The sequence below is a fragment of the uncultured Nocardioides sp. genome, from assembly GCF_947489365.1.
Taxonomy (GTDB): Bacteria; Actinomycetota; Actinomycetes; order Propionibacteriales; family Nocardioidaceae; genus Nocardioides.
Genome location: NZ_CANLDB010000011.1, coordinates 75,782 through 91,917, shown reverse-complemented (window position 1 = coordinate 91,917; position 16,136 = coordinate 75,782). Strand labels below are relative to the sequence as shown.

Genomic DNA, 16,136 nt, shown 5'->3' with positions numbered 1-16,136 from the left:
CGGGCCGACTCGGGGGTCGTGGGCGGTGCGCTCGGGCCGACTCGGGGGTCGTGGGCGGTGCGCTCGGGCCGACTCGGGGGTCGTGGGCGGTGCGCTCGGGCCGACTCGGCGAGGTCCTGCTCAGTCCTGCTCGCGCGCCGCGAGCAGGGCGGCGCCGACCACGCCGGCGCGGTTGAGGAGCGTGGCGGTGACGATCGGGGTGCGCACGTGGACGTGGGGCAGCCAGTGCTCGGCGTCCTTGCTGACGCCGCCGCCGATGACGAACACCTCGGGGGAGAACAGCATCTCGACGGTCCGGTAGTAGCGGGTCAGCCGCTCGCCCCACTCCTCCCAGGACAGCTCCTCACGCTTGCGGGCCGAGTTGGCCGCGCGGGTCTCGGCGTCGTGGCCGTCGATCTCGAGGTGGCCGAGCTCGGCGTTGGGGACGAGGACGCCGTCGTGCACCATCGCCGACCCGATCCCGGTGCCGAGGGTGGTCACGATGACGAGGCCGGTGACGCCCCGCGCCGCGCCGTACGCCGCCTCCGCGAGGCCGGCGGCGTCCGCGTCGTTCACGACGTGCACGGACCGCTGCAGCCGCTCCGTCAGCATCGCGTCGGCGTCGGTGCCGATCCAGGCGTCGTCGATGTTGGCGGCGGAGCCGACGACGCCGCGCCGGACGACGCCGGGCACGGTGACCCCGACCGCGGAGCGGCTGGCCGGGAAGGAGGAGAGCAGGTCGGCGAACACGGCGGCCACGGCCTCGGGGGTCGAGGGCTGTGGCGTCGGGTGCCGGACGCGGTCCTCGGCGAAGTCACCGACGGCGAGGTCGACCGGGGCGCCCTTGATGCCCGTGCCGCCGAAGTCGATCCCGAAGGGGTGTTCCATGAGCCTCATGCCACCACACGAGACCCACGTGCACCCTGACGGCACGCTCACGCTGCACCTCGGACAACGTGAGCTGGTCCTGCGGCGCCGCTACGAGACCCTGTCCATCGCCAACGACCTGCTGGTCGCGGTGTGGTTCCTGGTCGGGTCGTTCCTCTTCCTCGACGCCGCCACCACGGAGATCGGGACGTGGTTGTTCATCGTCGGCTCGGCCGAGCTCGCCGTCCGTCCGGTGATCCGCCTGTCGCGGCGGGTGCACCTGCGGAAGGTCGGCGGGCACGAGTCCGCCGCGGACTTCTGAGGTCGTCGGCCGCGGGCCTCAGCGGGGGTCGGCCCGCACGGTCCGCGTCGGGTCCGAGGCGGTGCCGCCGGTGCCGCGGGGTGTCGCCGTGGCGATGCCGCGGAGGTCGACCGGCTTCCCGGGGGTGGTGCGGATGCAGAGGAACGGCAGGCGTACGACGAGCACGTCGCCGCCGGCCTTGCGGACGGCCCGGCCGTCCTCGCAGACCCGTCCCTCGGTCGGGTCGCCCTGCAGCACGCGCGAGCCGTCGACGGTGAACCGCTGCGTGCGGTTCCGGCGCGACAGCAGCACCGTCGCCCCCTGCTCGTAGCCGGCGAAGGAGCGGACGTCGCGCAGCCGGAAGCCCAGCCGCAGCTGGGTGGCGTCGCGGCGGACCTGGAGGCTGCTGACGTCGACGCTGCGGCGGACGGCCGTCGGGACGCGACCCGAGGTGCGGACGTCACCGCCGGGGTCCTTCACCAGCTGCACGCGCGGGATCTCGGCGGCGCCGGCGGGGACGCCGAGGCCGGGCGTCGCGGTGAGGGCCAGGGCGACGAGGAGGGCCGGGACGGCGAGGCGACGCATGCCCCGGACGTTACTGACGGGTAGCCGCTCACAGCGAAACGGCGTGGACGCTTGTCGGTGCCACGCGGTTCACTCAGGGGGTGAGTACCGGCAGCCCCTCCATGATCACCGCCCGCGGCCTGTTGCAGACGTTCCGGACCGGTCGTGGGCGCTCGCAGACCGACGTGCACGCCGTCCGCGGCGTCGACCTCGACGTCGCCGAGGGCGAGGTGGTCGGGTTCCTCGGCCCCAACGGCGCCGGCAAGACCACCACCCTGCGGATGCTGACCACGCTCCTGCGACCGACCGCCGGGACGGCCACGGTCGCCGGGTACGACGTCGCCACGCAGCCCGTCCAGGTGCGGCGCAGCATCGGCTACGTCTCGCAGGCCGGGTCGACGTACTCGGGCGCCTTCGCCGGGGACGAGGTGATCGACCACGGGATGCTCTACGGGATGTCCCACGCCGACGCCGTACGGCGGGGGCAGGGGCTGTTCGACGACCTGCAGCTCGACGGGCTGTGGCGCCGCAAGCCCAAGACCATGTCGGGCGGGCAGAAGCGCCGGCTCGACATCGTGATGGGGCTCGTCCACGACCCGACCCTGGTGTTCCTGGACGAGCCGACCACCGGCCTCGACCCGCAGGCCCGCGCGAACCTGTGGGGCCACATCTCGGCGCTGCGCGACCGCAAGGGCGCGACCGTCTTCCTCACGACCCACTACCTCGACGAGGCCGACGCCCTGGCGGACCGCATCGTCATCATCGACCGCGGCGAGATCGTGGCCTCCGACACCGCCGACAACCTCAAGGCGCAGGTCGCCGGCGACCTCGTCGTCCTCGAGGTGGCGGCCGACGACCAGGTCGCCACGGCCCGGGAGCGCCTCGCCGTCCTGGCCGGGGACGCCGAGGTCGACGGCCGACGGATCTCCGCGCGGGTGCCGCGGGCGGGGCGCGCCGTCCCGGGCCTGCTGCGGGAGCTGGAGGCCCAAGGTGTCTCGCTGGACTCCATCGAGGTCGCCCGCCCGACGCTCGACGACGTCTTCCTCACCCTGACCGGGCGGAGCCTGCGCGACGCCGAGCAGCCGGACGAGCGGCCGGACCCGGCCGGGTCCGAGAAGGAGGTGGTCTCGTGACCACGACGACCCAGCAGCCGACCCGGACGACCGCCGCGGCGATCGCCGTCCCCGAGCGGGGTGCGGTGAGCCGCTTCTGGCGGGAGTCCTTCATCGTCTTCCGCCGCCAGATGCGGATGAACCTGCGCAACCCGGCCTGGGTGATCATCGGGATGCTGCAGCCGGTGCTCTACCTGCTGCTCTTCGGCCCGCTGCTGGAGCCCGTGATCGCGCAGCTGGGACCGGGGATCAACCAGTACACGTGGTTCGTGCCCGGGATGCTCGTCCAGCTCGGCATCTTCGGGGCGTTCTTCGCCGGCTTCTCCCTGATCGGGGAGTGGCGCGAGGGCGTCATCGAGGCGGAGCGGGTCACCCCGGCGAGCCGGACGGCGCTGCTCGTGGGCCGCCTCGGGCGCGACCTGGCGCAGCTGTTCGTGCAGGCGGTGATCCTCGTCGTCCTCGGGACGGTGCTCGGCATGGACGCCTCCCTCGGCGGGATCGTCGTCGGGGTGGCGCTGACGCTGCTGCTCGGCGGCGCCTGTGCGGCGGCGTCCAACGCCCTGGCGCTGACCACGAAGTCCGAGGACGTCATGGCCCCGGTGATCAACGTCGTGATGATGCCGGTGCTGCTGCTGTCCGGGATCCTGCTGCCGATGACGTTCGGCGCCGCCTGGCTCGACCGGCTCGCCGACCTCATGCCGATCCGGCACGTGGTCGACGCCGTCCGCGGGGCGTTCTTCGGCGACCTCGACTTCGCGACCATGGGCTGGGGCGTCGGCTGGTCCGTGCTGCTGTTCGGGCTCGCCCTGTGGTGGGGGACCGCGGTCTTCCGCAGGGAGAACGCCTGACGCCGGACGGGGTCCACACTGGGCGGGTGACGACCCAGCCCACGGCTCACGGCGAGCCGGTCTGCGAGGGGGAACCCGTCCGCCTCGGGACGCCGGCCGGTCGCGCCGTCCTCGCCGCCGCCACGCTCGGCTCCGGGATGGCGCTGCTCGACCAGACCGTCGTCAACGTCGCGCTCCGCACCCTCGGCGAGGACCTGGACGCCGACCTCGCCGCGCTGCAGTGGGTGACGAACGGCTACCTGCTCACCCTGGCCGGGCTGATCCTCCTCGGCGGGTCGCTCGGCGACCGGTTCGGTCGCAAGCGGGTCTTCCTCGTCGGCACCGTCACCTTCGCGATCGCCTCCCTCGCCTGCGGGCTGGCGCCGACGGTCGAGGTCCTCATCGGCTCCCGCGTGCTGCAGGGCATCGGCGCCGCGATGCTGACGCCGGGCAGCCTGGCGATGATCCAGGGGGCGTTCGCCCGCGAGGACCGCGCCCGCGCGATCGGTGTCTGGACCGGCCTGGGCTCCCTCGCCGCCGCCGCGGGACCCTTCCTCGGCGGTGTCCTCGTCGAGCAGGCGTCGTGGCGCTGGATCTTCCTGGTCAACCTCGCCCCCGCCGTCCTCGTCGTCGCCATCGCGGTCCGCGCGGTGCCGGAGTCCCGCGACCCGCAGGCCGTGCACGGCTTCGACGTCGCCGGGACCGTCCTGGCCGTGACCGCGCTCGGGTCGCTCACCTGGTCGCTCGTCGAGCCCGGGTCGCCGTACACGCTGCCGGCGGCGGGGCTCGGCCTCCTCGCGGGCGTCGGGTTCGTCCTCGTGGAGCGACGCAGCCGCCACCCGCTCGTACCGCTGGGTCTGTTCGCCGACCGCACCTTCAGCGCGGTCAACGGCCTGACCCTGCTCGTGTACGCCGCGCTCGGCGCCGTCCTGTTCTTCCTCGTCCTCCAGCTGCAGACCGTCGCCGGGTGGGGGCCGCTCGCCGCCGGGCTCTCGACGCTGCCGCTCACCGTCTGCATGCTGCTGCTCGCCTCCCGCGGGGGAGCGCTCGCGCAGCGCATCGGCCCGCGGGTCCCGCTCACCGTCGGCCCGCTCGTGCTCGCCGTCGGCACGCTGCTGCTCCTGCGGGTCGACGCCGGCACCGACGGGGTCGCGGGCTTCGTCACCGACGTCCTGCCCGGCATCACCGTGTTCGGCCTCGGGCTCTCCCTGCTCGTCGCCCCGCTCACCGCGACCGTGCTGGCCGCCGCCCCGGACCGGTACGCCGGCGTCGCGAGCGGGGTCAACAACGCCGTGTCCCGCACCGGCGGGTTGATCGCCGTGGCCGCCCTGCCGGCGCTGGTCGGGCTGTCCGGCACCGACTACGCGGACCCCGAGGCCCTCGCCGGCGGGTACGTCGTCGCCGTGGGGATCTGCGCCGGCCTCATGACGGCCGGCGCGCTGCTGGCCGGCCTGGCCGTCCGCAACCCCGGCCTGGGGTCCGCAGCCGTCACCGCACCCGGCACGGGCGGTTGATCCGCCACCTACCCTGGCTCCAGCACGTCGGGGGTCGGATCAGGGGACACGGGGGAGGGCAGGCATGAGGTTGCGTCGCGGAACGGTCGCGGGCGTCGCGCTCGTCGCCTGCGCGACCCTGCTCGCCGGCTGCGGCGACGGAGCGTCCAGCACGGGTGACGACACGAGCCAGGGCGCCGAGCCCGGCACCGGAGCCGGGTCCGACGCCGCACCCGACCCCGACGCCGACCCCGATGCGGACCCCGGTGAGACCGAGCCCGCCGAGGGCACGACCGAGCGTCCGGCGATCGACCCCGCCATGGCCGTCGAGGACCCCGGCCCGCTCGACGGCCGCCTCTTCGGCGACGACCTCCTCGTCTACGCGCCCGACACCCTCGCCGACGACGTCGTCGAGGGCGTGGCCGGCCTGGACGGCGTGGAGCGCGTCGAGCAGTTCGCGCTCGCCCCGGTCGCGGTCGAGGACACCGTCGTCGACGTCGCGGCGGTCGACCCGTCGTCGTACCGGAACTTCAACCCGATCCAGACCGCGCAGTTCCAGGAGGTCTGGGACCGCGTCGCCGGCGGCGAGCTCGGCATCCTGCCCGGGCTGGGGCGGCGGATGGAGGACGAGAACGGCTTCGTCCGGCTCGGCAACGACCGTGACGCGCCGCAGGTCCACATCGGCGCCTACGCGCCGCAGGTCCGCCAGATCGACGCGGTGCTGAACGAGAACTGGATCGAGCCGCTCGGCATGCGGCCCGGCAACGCGCTGCTCGTCAACACCGGCACGGCCGCGCCCCAGGACGTCCGCGACGACATCAAGGAGATCGTCGGGGAGGGCGTGCCCGTCCAGATCCTCGGCCCGGACCTCGACATCACCGCCACGCAGACGGCGTTCCTGACCGGCGGCTCGGTCGCGGAGGCGGTCGGCACGTTCACGTACGAGGTGATCGGCGGAGGCCGGATCGCTCCCGACCCGGCCTGGGAGGCGGCGAACATCCGCACCGAGGAGGTGCCGATCCTCGGGGACGTGACCTGCCACAAGGTGATGCTGCCGCAGCTGCGGGCGGCGTTCACCGAGGTCGTCACCCGGGGGCTGGCGGACGAGATCAACCCCGACGAGTACGCCGGCTGCTACTACCCGCGGTTCATCGCCGGGTCGAGCTCGCTGTCGCTGCACTCCTTCGGGATCGCCGTCGACCTCAACGTCCCGGGCAACCAGCGCGGCACCGTCGGCGATATCGACCGCGACGTGGTGGCGATCATGAAGAAGTGGGGCTTCGCCTGGGGCGGGGACTGGTCGTTCACGGACCCGATGCACTTCGAGATGGACCGGCTCGTCCAGGCCCGCTGACCCGCCGGCCCCCGGTGGTGGACAGGGGCGATAGACAGGGGTGATGCGCCTCACTCCCGCCGCCCTGCCCGGCCCGGTCCTCCCATGACCGAGCTCGTCTCCCTCCTCGTCCTCGTCGTGGTGTTCGTCATCGCGACCGTCCGCAGCGTCAACATGGGTGCGCTGGCGCTCGTGGCGTCGTTCGTCGTCGGCATCACCGTGTTCGACTTCCCCCTCGAGGACGCCGCCGCCGACACGCTCGCCGGCTTCCCCGCCGAGCTGTTCGTGATCCTCGTCGGGGTCACGTACCTCTTCGCGCTGGCGAAGAACAACGGCACCGTCGACTGGATCGTCCACGCCGCCGTCCGCGCGGTCGGGGGTGTGGTGTGGCTGGTGCCGTGGGCGATGTTCTTCGTCTGCGCGGTCGTGACGTCGATCGGCGCCGTCAGCCCCGCCGCGGTCGCGATCGTCGCGCCGGTCGCGATGGGCTTCGCCATCCGCTACTCGATCCACCCCGTGATGATGGGGATGATGGTCGTGCAGGGCGCGACCGCCGGCAGCTTCTCCCCGATCGGGATCTTCGGCTCGATCACCAACGGCGTGGTCTCCGACAACGACCTGCCCGGCAACCAGCTGCTGCTCTTCCTGGCGACCTTCTTCGCGGCCTTCCTGATCGCGGCCATCACGTTCCTCGCCTTCGGCGGCCGGGCGCTGGTCGCCCGCGGCCGGGAGGACACCACCACCTCCGCGATGGGCGTCGAGGCCGAGGCCGCCACCCGCGCGGCGACCCACGACCACCCGGCGGGCGGGACGCCGTACTCGGCGGCGGACGTGAAGCGGGACCGCACGGAGTCCGCCGACGTCCGCGGCGAGGACGTCCGCCTCGACACCCAGCGCAGCCTCACCCTCGGCGGGCTCGGCCTGCTGATCGTCGGCGCGCTCGGCTTCGACCTCGACGTCGGCTTCACCGCGCTCGCGATCGCCGTCGCCCTGACCCTGGCGTTCCCCGAGACCGCGAAGGGTGCGGTGGAGAAGATCAGCTGGAGTACCGTGCTGCTGATCGGCGGCATCGTCACCTACGTGACGCTGCTGCAGGACCAGGGCGTCGTGGACTCGCTCGGCGAGCGGGTCGCCACGATCGGTGCGCCGCTCGTGGCCGCGCTGCTGATCTGCTTCATCGGCGCGGTGGTGTCGGCGTTCGCGTCGACCACCGGCATCATCGGCGCGCTCATCCCGCTCGCCGTCCCGTTCCTGCTCACCGGCGACGTCAACGCGGTCGGCCTCATCACCGCGCTCGCGATCTCCAGCTCGGTCGTCGACTGCTCGCCGTTCTCCACCAACGGCGCCCTCGTCGTCGCCAACGCCGAGCCCGACCAGCGCGACATGGTCTTCAAGCGCCTCATGCAGTGGGGCATGTCCATCGTCGTCCTCGCCCCGCTCGTCGCCTGGGCGGCCCTGGTCGTACCGACGGTCTGACCTCGGTCCTGGGCGTGGTCACAGGGGCCTCAGGAGCCTCTGGTTTCACCGGTCGACCCGTGAAACCCCGACTGGGCGGACGAAACTTCGTCAGCCAGGTCGGGGTTTCGCCAGCCGGCTGGCGAAACCAGAGGAAGTTGTACCGGCCACCTACCCCGCCGCGGCGAGGACGGCGGACGGCAGGTCGCGGGCGTCGCCGACCTCGTACGGCGGGGGCGGGCCGTGGGGGTCGACGGCGTGGCCGGGCCGGGCGAGGCGGACGGCGGCGAGGCCGGCCTCGAGCGCACCGCGGACGTCGCGGGCCGACGCGGCCACGTGGACCAGGCGGAACCCGGCGGCCACGGCGGCGTCCCGGGCGGCGGCGTAGAGCGCCGGGTCCGGCTTGAACGCGCCCAGCCGCTGCGAGGTGAGCAGCCAGTCGTCGTCCACCAGCGCGGCGGCGCGGGTGGCGCGGGCGAGGTCGTCGTCCACGTTCGAGAGCAGCCCGACCGCGGCGACCTCCGGGGTGGCGCGCAGGGCGGCGACGCCGTCGGCGAGGTCCGGCCACAGCGGCCAGTCGCCGACGGCGGCGTGGACCCGGGCCCGGTCCGCCGGCGCCGCGGCCGCAGGCAGTCCCAGGTCGTCGTACGCCGCCGCGAGGGCGGAGGTGGAGACCGCGGCGAACGTCGTCGGCGGGCGCGCCACGCGCTGGGCCGCCTTGTTGCGGGCGTCCCAGGCGGCGTACAGCTCGTCGCCGGTCACCGGCCACGACCGCTCGGCGGCGATCGCGGCGAAGGTCGCGGACGCCCCGCGCGCCGAGTCGGTCGCGGCGCTGAAGAGGTCGAGGGTGACGAGCAGGCCCACGTCAGACGCCCACGAGGCTGAGGCGGATCTCGTCGGCGATCCTCGCCATGGTCGTCCGGGCGCGGACCGGGTCCTCCGTCAGGAAGTAGTGGTCGGCCCCGGGGGTGACGTCGTGCCACACCTCGACGCCGGCCTCCGCGAGCCGGCGGGCGTAGGCGTCCCCGTCGGGGCGCAGGGAGTCCCGCTCCGCGGTGAGGACCAGGGCTCGCGGGAGGCCGCCGAGGTCGTCGGCGAGCAGCGGGCTGGCGTACGGCTCCCGGCGGGAAGCGACGTCGGGGAAGTAGACGCGACGGACCAGCCGGCGCAGCGGCAGCGAGATCATCCCCTGGGCGGCGGCGGCGTCGGCGGGGTCGGCGTGCATGTCGAGGGCCGGCACCCCGAGCACCTGCAGCCGTGGCACGAACGAGCCGGTGTCGCGGGCCATCAGCGCGACCGCCGCGGCCGTGCCGCCCCCCGACGAGAACCCGCCGATCGCGACCGGTGCCTCCGCGGCGATCGCGGCGGCCACGTCGTGGCACTGCTCCTGGGCGACCGGGTAGCGGACGTACGGCGCGGCGTCGAAGTCGACGTTCACCACCCGCACCCCGGCGGTGGCGGCGACGTAGCGGCACCACCAGTCGTCCATGGCCGCGTACCGCATCAGCCACGCGCCGCCGTGCAGGTGCACGTACGCCGGTCGGTCGCGCTCGCCGTACTCGTGGACGCGGACCCTCCCGTGCCGGGTCGGCACCCGGCGTCGACGCGGTGCCGGCAGCTCGGTCCCGGCGAACCGCAGGTCGGCGCCGTACCGCACCGTGAAGGGCGCCGAGTGGTGGATCACCCACGCGCGCATCCAGTCGCCCACCGCCACGGCGCCGAGACTAGAGGGTGCGTCCGGGCCGGGGGATCTATCGTGACGCGCATGAGAGCCGTCCAGGTCGTCGAGACCACCGGTCCGGACGGCATCGCCGTCACCGACGTCGCCGAGCCCCAGCCCGCCGAGGGCGAGGTCGTCGTCGAGGTGCACAGCGTCGGGGTCGCCTTCCCCGACCTCCTGCTGTCGCGGGCGCAGTACCAGGTCCGCCCCGACCCGCCCTTCACCCTGGGCGTCGACTGCGCGGGCACCGTGGTGTCCGGCCCGGGCTTCGAGGTCGGTCAGCGGGTGTGCGGGTTCCTGGTCCACGGCTGCGCCGCCGAGCGGGTCGCGATCCCCGCCACCCAGGTGTTCGCGCTGCCGGACGCGGTGTCGTACGACGCCGGCGCGGCGATCCCGCTGAACTACCTCACCGCCCAGTTCGCGCTCGACGAGCGCGCCGGCCTGCGCGAGGGCGAGACCGTCCTCGTCCACGGCGCCGCCGGGGGCGTCGGCACCGCCACGATCCAGGTCGCGAAGGGCATGGGCGCCCGCACCATCGCGGTGGTCTCCACCGAGGAGAAGGCCCAGGTCGCCGGCGACGCCGGCGCCGACGAGGTCGTGCTCGTCGACGGGTTCAAGGACGCCGTCGCCGAGCTCACCGGCGGCGCCGGGGTCGACGTCGTCCTCGACGTCGTCGGCGGTGACGTGTTCACCGACTCCCTGCGCTCGCTCGCCCCGCAGGGACGCCTGCTGGTCGTCGGCTTCGCCGCCGGGCAGGGCATCCCCGAGGTGAAGGTCAACCGGTTGCTGCTGAACAACACGGACGTCCGCGGCGTCGGCTGGGGCGCCTTCGTCACCCGCTACCCCGACCACCTCGCCACCCAGTGGCAGGCGCTGCTGCCGATGATGGAGTCCGGAGTCATCGACCCGCCCGTCGGTGCGACGTACGCCGCCGAGGACTACGGCCGCGCGCTGGTCGACATGGACTCCCGGCGCACGCTGGGCAAGTCCGTGGTGCGGCTGCGGGACTGAGCCCGGCCGGCCTCAGCGGGCGTCAGCCCAGCTCGCGCGCCGCCGCGAGCCGGGCGGCGCCCGCCGCGGCGACCATGCCGGAGTCGCAGGCCAGGGCCAGGGTCGTGATCCCGAGCCCGCGCCAGGCGGGCACGAGCCGGCCGTCCCCGGCGTACGCCGCCACCTCGACGCCGGCCACCCGTGCGGCGTCGACGACGCGGCCGGCGGCGGCGAGGGTCCGCTCGGAGGTGAGGTCGTCGGGCACGGAGCCGCCGAGGGAGACGGTGAGGTCGGCGGGGCCGATCAGCACGCCGCCGAGGCCGGGTGTCGCGCAGATGGCGTCGGCGTCGTCGACCCCCGCGGCGTCCTCGATCATCACGACGAGACGCTGGGCGGGGGCGTCGGGACGGCGGAGCGCGGCGCGGGCCGGGCCCCAGGAGCGGTGCCCGTCGGGCGCGTAGGTGACTGCCGCGACGGCCGCCCGCGCCTCCGCCGCCGAGGAGACCTGCGGGACGACGACCACGTCGGCCCCCATGTCGAGGCACCACGCGGCGGTCGTCAGGTCGTCGGCGTGCGTACGGACCCACGCCGCGGCGCCGCGGCCCTGGATAGCGGCGAGCAGCCCCACCACCGACGAGCGGGGGACCTCTCCGTGCTGCAGGTCGATCGCCACCCAGTCGAAGCCGGAGACGGCGAGGGCCTCCGCCGCGAGGACGGAGTCGAGGTCGAGCCAGGCGCCGTACGAGGTCTGCTCACTCACCATGGCGGGACGGTAGCGCCGATCGTGCGTCCCCCGGTGACGGCCACGTCGATCGGTCACGGGGTCTCGTGGCTCGGCCGTGGCCGGCCCCGCACCTCGACCTCCGGCAGCGTCGGAGGGCTTGCGTAGGCTCGTGCGCGTGACGATCCTCGACGACGCCCGCCCGGGCATGGACCCCGACGTCCGGCCCCAGGACGACCTGTTCGGCCACGTCAACGGCACCTGGCTGCGGGAGACCCCGATCCCCGACGACCGCTCCAGCTGGGGCCCGTTCGTGGAGCTCGCCGACACCGCTGAGCAACGGGTGCGCGACATCATCACCGACCTCGCCGCGCGCGACCCCGCGACGCTGGACGCCGACGGCGCCAAGATCAACGCCCTCTACTCGTCCTTCATGAACACCGAGCGGATCGCGGCCCTCGGCACCGAGCCGCTCCGGCCGCTGCTGGACGCGGTCGCCGGGCTGCGCGACGTCCGTGACCTCGCGGCGTTCCTCGGTGAGTTCGAGCGCCTCGGCGGCTACGGCCTGTTCGGCTCGTTCGTCGACACCGACGCCCGCGACTCCGACCGCTACCTGTTCCACCTCGGCCAGGGCGGGCTCGGCCTGCCCGACGAGTCGTACTACCGGGAGGAGAAGTTCGCGGAGACCCGCGACGCCTACCGCGCGTACGTCGAGCGGATGCTCGGCCTGGTCGGCCACGACGACCCCGCCGCCGGCGCCGCGCAGGTGCTCGCCCTGGAGACCCGCCTGGCGGAGGGCCACTGGGAGCGCGCGGAGTGCCGCGACGTCCAGAAGACCTACAACCGGCTCACCGCCGAGGAGCTGACGGCGCTGTGCCCGGCCTTCGACTGGGAGGCCTACGTCAGGAACCTCGCGGGGACGAAGGTCGGCCCCGAGACGGTCCTCGCCGAGACCATCGTCCGCCAGCCGTCGTTCTTCACCCACCTCTCGGCCCTCCTCTCCGAGGGGGACGGGGACGTGGAGCCGTGGCGCGCCTGGATGCTGGTCCGCGTGGCCCGCTCCGGGGCGCCGTACCTGACCGACGAGCTCGTCGAGACGAACTTCGACTTCTACGGCCGCACCCTGTCCGGCACCCCGCAGCTCCGCGAGCGCTGGAAGCGGGCCGTGTCGTTCGTCGAGGGCACGATCGGCGAGGCGGTCGGCCGCGAGTACGTCGCCCGCCACTTCCCGCCGCGCTCGAAGCGGCTGATGGACGACCTCGTCGACAACCTGCTCGAGGCCTACCGCCGCTCCATCGCGGCCCTCGACTGGATGACCGAGGAGACCAAGCAGCGGGCCTACGACAAGCTCGGCACCTTCCGGCCGAAGATCGGCTACCCGGACCGCTTCCGCGACTACTCGGCCCTGCGCGTCGACGCGGGTGACCTGTACGGCAACGCCGCGGCGGCGTCCGCGTTCGAGACCGACCGGCAGCTCGCGAAGCTCGGCGCCCCGGTCGACCGCGACGAGTGGTTCATGCTCCCGCAGACGGTCAACGCCTACTACAACCCCGGCACGAACGAGATCTGCTTCCCCGCCGGGATCCTGCAGAAGCCGTTCTTCGACCCGGACGCCGACCCGGCCGAGAACTACGGCGGCATCGGCGCGGTGATCGGCCACGAGATCGGCCACGGGTTCGACGACCAGGGTGCGCAGTACGACGGCGCGGGGAACCTCAACGACTGGTGGACCCCCGACGACAAGGCCGCCTTCGAGGTCCGCAGCAAGGCCCTGATCGACCAGTACGACGGCTTCAGCCCCCGCAACCTGCCCGACGAGCGGGTCAACGGCTCACTGACGGTCGGCGAGAACATCGGCGACCTCGGTGGCCTGACCATCGGCCACCACGCCTACCTGATCTCGATCGAGGGCGAGGGCATGCCGGAGCGTGACGGGATGACGGGCTCGCAGCGGCTGTTCCTCAACTGGGCCTACGTGTGGCGCACCAAGCGCCGCGAGCAGCAGGAGCGCCAGTACCTCACCATCGACCCCCACAGCCCTCCGGAGTTCCGGGCCAACATCGTGCGGAACCTCGACGAGTTTCACACGGCGTTCGGCACGGCCCCCGGGGACGGCCTGTGGCTCGACCCCGAGGACCGCGTCCGGATCTGGTGAGCGCCCGGCCGTCCGGTCAGGCGTCCTGACCGCGGTCGGGCGCCGGCACGACCCGCTCGCGCTCCAGCTCGGCAAACACCGCCCGGAACGCGTCGAGGGTCGGCCGGTACCCGACCCAGCCGGCACGCCGGGCACGGGTCTGGTCGGTCAGGCACTCCATGTCGCGGCCGAGGTCACCGTCGGTGTGCCACCACGACGCCACCCGGTCGAGGTCCGCCTCGGAGAGGCCCTCGCGCTCGGCGATCGTGCGCCAGGTGTCCTCGGCGCCGGCCATCTGCTCCTCGAGCGGGCGGGGCTCGGCGTCGTACCCCTCCGACGTGACGCCGAGGGCGTCGGCGAGACGGGGCCACAGCCAGCGCCAGCGGAACGTGTCGCCGTTGGCGGTGTTGAAGGCGGTGTCCGCGGCGGCCGGGGTCGTCGCGGCCCAGACGAGCTGGTCGGCGAGCAGGTCCGCGCTGGTCACGTCGGTCACCCCGTTCCACTGGGTCTCGGAGCCCGGGAACGTGAAGGGCCGCCCGGTCTCCCGGCAGATCGCGGCGTACGCCGCCAGCGTCTGCGCGATGTTCATCGCGTTGCCGACCGCGTGCCCGACCATCGTGTGGGCGCGGTGGACGCTCCAGGTGAAGCCGTCGCGCTCGGCGGCGGCGAACAGCTCGTCCTCCTGGGCGTAGTAGAAGTTCGGGTACGGCAGCCGCGGCTCGTCCTCGTGGAACGGGGTGTCGGGCACCTCGCCCTTCCCGTAGGCCTCGAAGGGGCCGAGGTAGTGCTTGAGCCCGGTGACCAGGGCGACGTGCCGCACCGTCCGGGCGGGCCGGACGGCGGCGAGGACGTCGCGGACCATCGCGCCGTTGACGGCGATGTTCTGCTCCTCGGTGTCCTGCTTGGCCCAGGCGGTGAGGAAGACGTGGGTGGGGCGGTGGTCGCGCAGCGCGTCGGCCAGCGCGTCGGCGTCGGTGAGGTCGGCGAGCACCGGCTCGACGCCGTCGACGTCCGAGCTGCTGCGGCGTGACAGGCCGAGCACCCGCCAGCCCTCGTCGACGAGGCGGTGCGACAGGGCGCGGCCGGCGATGCCGGTGGCTCCGACGACGAGGGCGGTGGGCTCGTCGCCGCCGAGGTCCGACGGACGGGTCGTGGGGGTGTTGGTCATCCCGGCACAACCCGTCCGACGGACGTACTGTTCCGTTACCTCGACCGACCGATCTACCGCGGTCTTGTCGATCTGCCGCGGTCGTGCGGTCGGAGAAGGGCCGCCGGAGCCGTGTGCAGTGGCAGTAACACCGCGTTACATGGTGGGGGAGTCCTGCGCCCCGTCGCGCGGGGCCTCGGTGTCGCCCGCTGCGCGGAGCGCGACCTGCGAGACGCGGCGGCCGTCCATCGCGGTGACGACCAGCTCGTGGTCGTGGTCGTCGAGGGGGACGACGTCGCCGCGGGCGGCGAGGCGCCCGAGGCGGTCGACGACGTAGCCGGCGACGGTCTCGTACTCCCCGTCGGCAAGCTCCAGGTCGGTGTGCTCGCCGAACTCCTCGAGGGTGATCCCGGCGTCGACGAGGCGGGCGTCGCCGGCCTCGATGACGGTCTCGGCGGCGGGGGCGTCGTACTCGTCCTGGATCTCGCCGACCAGCTCCTCGACGAGGTCCTCCAGCGCCACGATGCCCTCGAAGCCGCCGTGCTCGTCGACCACGACGGCGAGGTGGGCGCCGACCGCGCGGAGGTGCGACATGGTCGGGAGCACCCGGTTGGTCGACGGCACCCCGGGCAGGTCGCGCAGCAGGCCGTCGATGGTGACCTCGTGGTCCTGGCCCAGCAGGTCGCGGGCGTGGAGGTAGCCGCGGACGTCGTCGACGGACTCGCCGGTCACGGGGTAGCGGGAGTAGGGCTTCTCGGTGACGGCACCGATGGCCTCGCCGACGGTGGTGCCGAGGCGCAGCACCGTCACGCGCGGGCGGGGCGTCATCACCTCGCGGACGATGCGCTCCCCGGCCTCGAAGACGTCGTCGAGGATCTCCCGCTCGTCCTCGGGCAGGCTCTGGAGCTGGGCGATCTGCATGCGCAGCTCCTCCTCGCTCACCTCCTCGTCGACGGCGCTCGGGTCCTGGCCGAGGAGGCGCAGGACGCCGTTCGTGGACTTCGACAGCAGCCAGATGACGGGCCGCATCAGCCAGGCGAAGCGGTCCAGAGGAGGTGCGACGACCAGCGACAGGGCCTCGGACTTCTGCAGGGCGAGCCGCTTCGGCACCAGCTCGCCCAGCACGAGGGAGAAGTAGGCGATGACGAGGGTCAGCGCGACCAGCGACACCGTCCCGGCCACGCCCTCGGACAGGCCGAGGCCCGTGAAGAGGAAGACGAAGTCGGGCGCCAGGGCCGAGGCACCGAACGCGGCGGAGAAGAAACCGGCGACGGTGACGCCGATCTGCACCGCGGACAGGAACCGGTTGGGGTCGCGGGCGACCCGGGCCACCCGGGCGGCACGCCCCCCGCGCTCGGCCATGTTGTCGACCTGGCTCGAGCGCAGCGAGATCAGCGCGATCTCGGTGCCGGCGAAGACGCCCCCGATGATGACGAAGACGAGCACGAGGGCCGCCGTGTACAGGGTGTCGAGATCCACGCCCCCCAGTGTCC

Annotated in this window: 15 protein-coding genes; 8 read left to right on the top strand and 7 right to left on the bottom strand. The window is 73.7% G+C overall.

Translation table 11 applies throughout. The features are described from left to right. Positions 1 to 120: 120 nt before the first annotated feature. Positions 121 to 876: a polyphosphate--glucose phosphotransferase gene (ppgK, locus tag Q0858_RS21025; protein WP_299058322.1), complete on the bottom strand. Its 756-nt coding sequence runs from the start codon at positions 874 to 876 to the stop codon at positions 121 to 123. On the opposite strand from ppgK, the gene Q0858_RS21020 reads away from it, so the two are divergent. Continuing rightward, positions 875 to 1,168, top strand: a complete 294-nt coding sequence (locus Q0858_RS21020; protein WP_299058321.1) for a YrhK family protein — start codon at positions 875 to 877, stop codon at positions 1,166 to 1,168. The genes ppgK and Q0858_RS21020 overlap by 2 nt on opposite strands. Before the next feature lie 18 nt (positions 1,169 to 1,186). Here Q0858_RS21020 and Q0858_RS21015 read toward each other — a convergent pair whose 3' ends face one another. Then, complete coding sequence (locus tag Q0858_RS21015; RefSeq protein ID WP_299058320.1) at positions 1,187 to 1,732, bottom strand: hypothetical protein; 546 nt, start codon at positions 1,730 to 1,732, stop codon at positions 1,187 to 1,189. 101 nt (positions 1,733 to 1,833) lie between these two features. Between Q0858_RS21015 and Q0858_RS21010 the strand changes: the two genes are divergently transcribed. The 5 genes from Q0858_RS21010 to Q0858_RS20990 all read left to right on the top strand — a co-directional run bounded on the left by Q0858_RS21010 (position 1,834) and on the right by Q0858_RS20990 (position 7,952). Then, the gene (locus tag Q0858_RS21010) at positions 1,834 to 2,844 is read left to right on the top strand and encodes an ATP-binding cassette domain-containing protein (protein WP_299058325.1); all 1,011 of its coding nucleotides are present in this window, start codon (positions 1,834 to 1,836) and stop codon (positions 2,842 to 2,844) included. Then, positions 2,841 to 3,671: an ABC transporter permease gene (locus Q0858_RS21005; protein WP_299058319.1), complete on the top strand. Its 831-nt coding sequence runs from the start codon at positions 2,841 to 2,843 to the stop codon at positions 3,669 to 3,671. Before Q0858_RS21010 ends, Q0858_RS21005 begins: the two co-directional genes overlap by 4 nt. Positions 3,672 to 3,697: 26 nt before the next feature. Beyond that, entirely contained in the window at positions 3,698 to 5,164 is a 1,467-nt protein-coding gene (locus Q0858_RS21000) for an MFS transporter (RefSeq protein ID WP_299058318.1), read from the top strand. Between the two features lie 64 nt (positions 5,165 to 5,228). Further along, the gene (locus tag Q0858_RS20995) at positions 5,229 to 6,497 is read left to right on the top strand and encodes a M15 family metallopeptidase (protein ID WP_299058317.1); all 1,269 of its coding nucleotides are present in this window, start codon (positions 5,229 to 5,231) and stop codon (positions 6,495 to 6,497) included. Positions 6,498 to 6,581: 84 nt separating this feature from the next. After that, positions 6,582 to 7,952, top strand: a complete 1,371-nt coding sequence (locus Q0858_RS20990) for an SLC13 family permease (protein ID WP_299058316.1) — start codon at positions 6,582 to 6,584, stop codon at positions 7,950 to 7,952. A 150-nt stretch (positions 7,953 to 8,102) separates the two neighbouring features. Here Q0858_RS20990 and Q0858_RS20985 read toward each other — a convergent pair whose 3' ends face one another. Together Q0858_RS20985 and Q0858_RS20980 are read right to left on the bottom strand one after the other, a co-directional pair. Further along, positions 8,103 to 8,795, bottom strand: a complete 693-nt coding sequence (locus tag Q0858_RS20985; protein WP_299058315.1) for a hypothetical protein — start codon at positions 8,793 to 8,795, stop codon at positions 8,103 to 8,105. Position 8,796: 1 nt separating this feature from the next. Continuing rightward, positions 8,797 to 9,645: an alpha/beta hydrolase fold domain-containing protein gene (locus Q0858_RS20980; protein ID WP_299058314.1), complete on the bottom strand. Its 849-nt coding sequence runs from the start codon at positions 9,643 to 9,645 to the stop codon at positions 8,797 to 8,799. Positions 9,646 to 9,696: 51 nt separating this feature from the next. Between Q0858_RS20980 and Q0858_RS20975 the strand changes: the two genes are divergently transcribed. Continuing rightward, the gene (locus Q0858_RS20975; protein WP_299058313.1) at positions 9,697 to 10,662 is read left to right on the top strand and encodes an NADPH:quinone oxidoreductase family protein; all 966 of its coding nucleotides are present in this window, start codon (positions 9,697 to 9,699) and stop codon (positions 10,660 to 10,662) included. Positions 10,663 to 10,684: 22 nt separating this feature from the next. Here Q0858_RS20975 and Q0858_RS20970 read toward each other — a convergent pair whose 3' ends face one another. Continuing rightward, positions 10,685 to 11,404, bottom strand: a complete 720-nt coding sequence (locus Q0858_RS20970; protein WP_299058312.1) for an aldolase/citrate lyase family protein — start codon at positions 11,402 to 11,404, stop codon at positions 10,685 to 10,687. 136 nt (positions 11,405 to 11,540) lie between these two features. Here Q0858_RS20970 and Q0858_RS20965 point away from each other — a divergent pair, with 136 nt between their 5' ends. Then, positions 11,541 to 13,517: a M13-type metalloendopeptidase gene (locus Q0858_RS20965; RefSeq protein WP_299058311.1), complete on the top strand. Its 1,977-nt coding sequence runs from the start codon at positions 11,541 to 11,543 to the stop codon at positions 13,515 to 13,517. A gap of 16 nt (positions 13,518 to 13,533) precedes the next feature. Here the strand turns inward: Q0858_RS20965 and Q0858_RS20960 are convergent, their stop codons facing one another. After that, entirely contained in the window at positions 13,534 to 14,664 is a 1,131-nt protein-coding gene (locus Q0858_RS20960; protein ID WP_299058310.1) for an SDR family oxidoreductase, read from the bottom strand. Positions 14,665 to 14,799: 135 nt separating this feature from the next. Continuing rightward, complete coding sequence (locus Q0858_RS20955; protein WP_299058309.1) at positions 14,800 to 16,122, bottom strand: hemolysin family protein; 1,323 nt, start codon at positions 16,120 to 16,122, stop codon at positions 14,800 to 14,802. Positions 16,123 to 16,136: the final 14 nt, after the last annotated feature.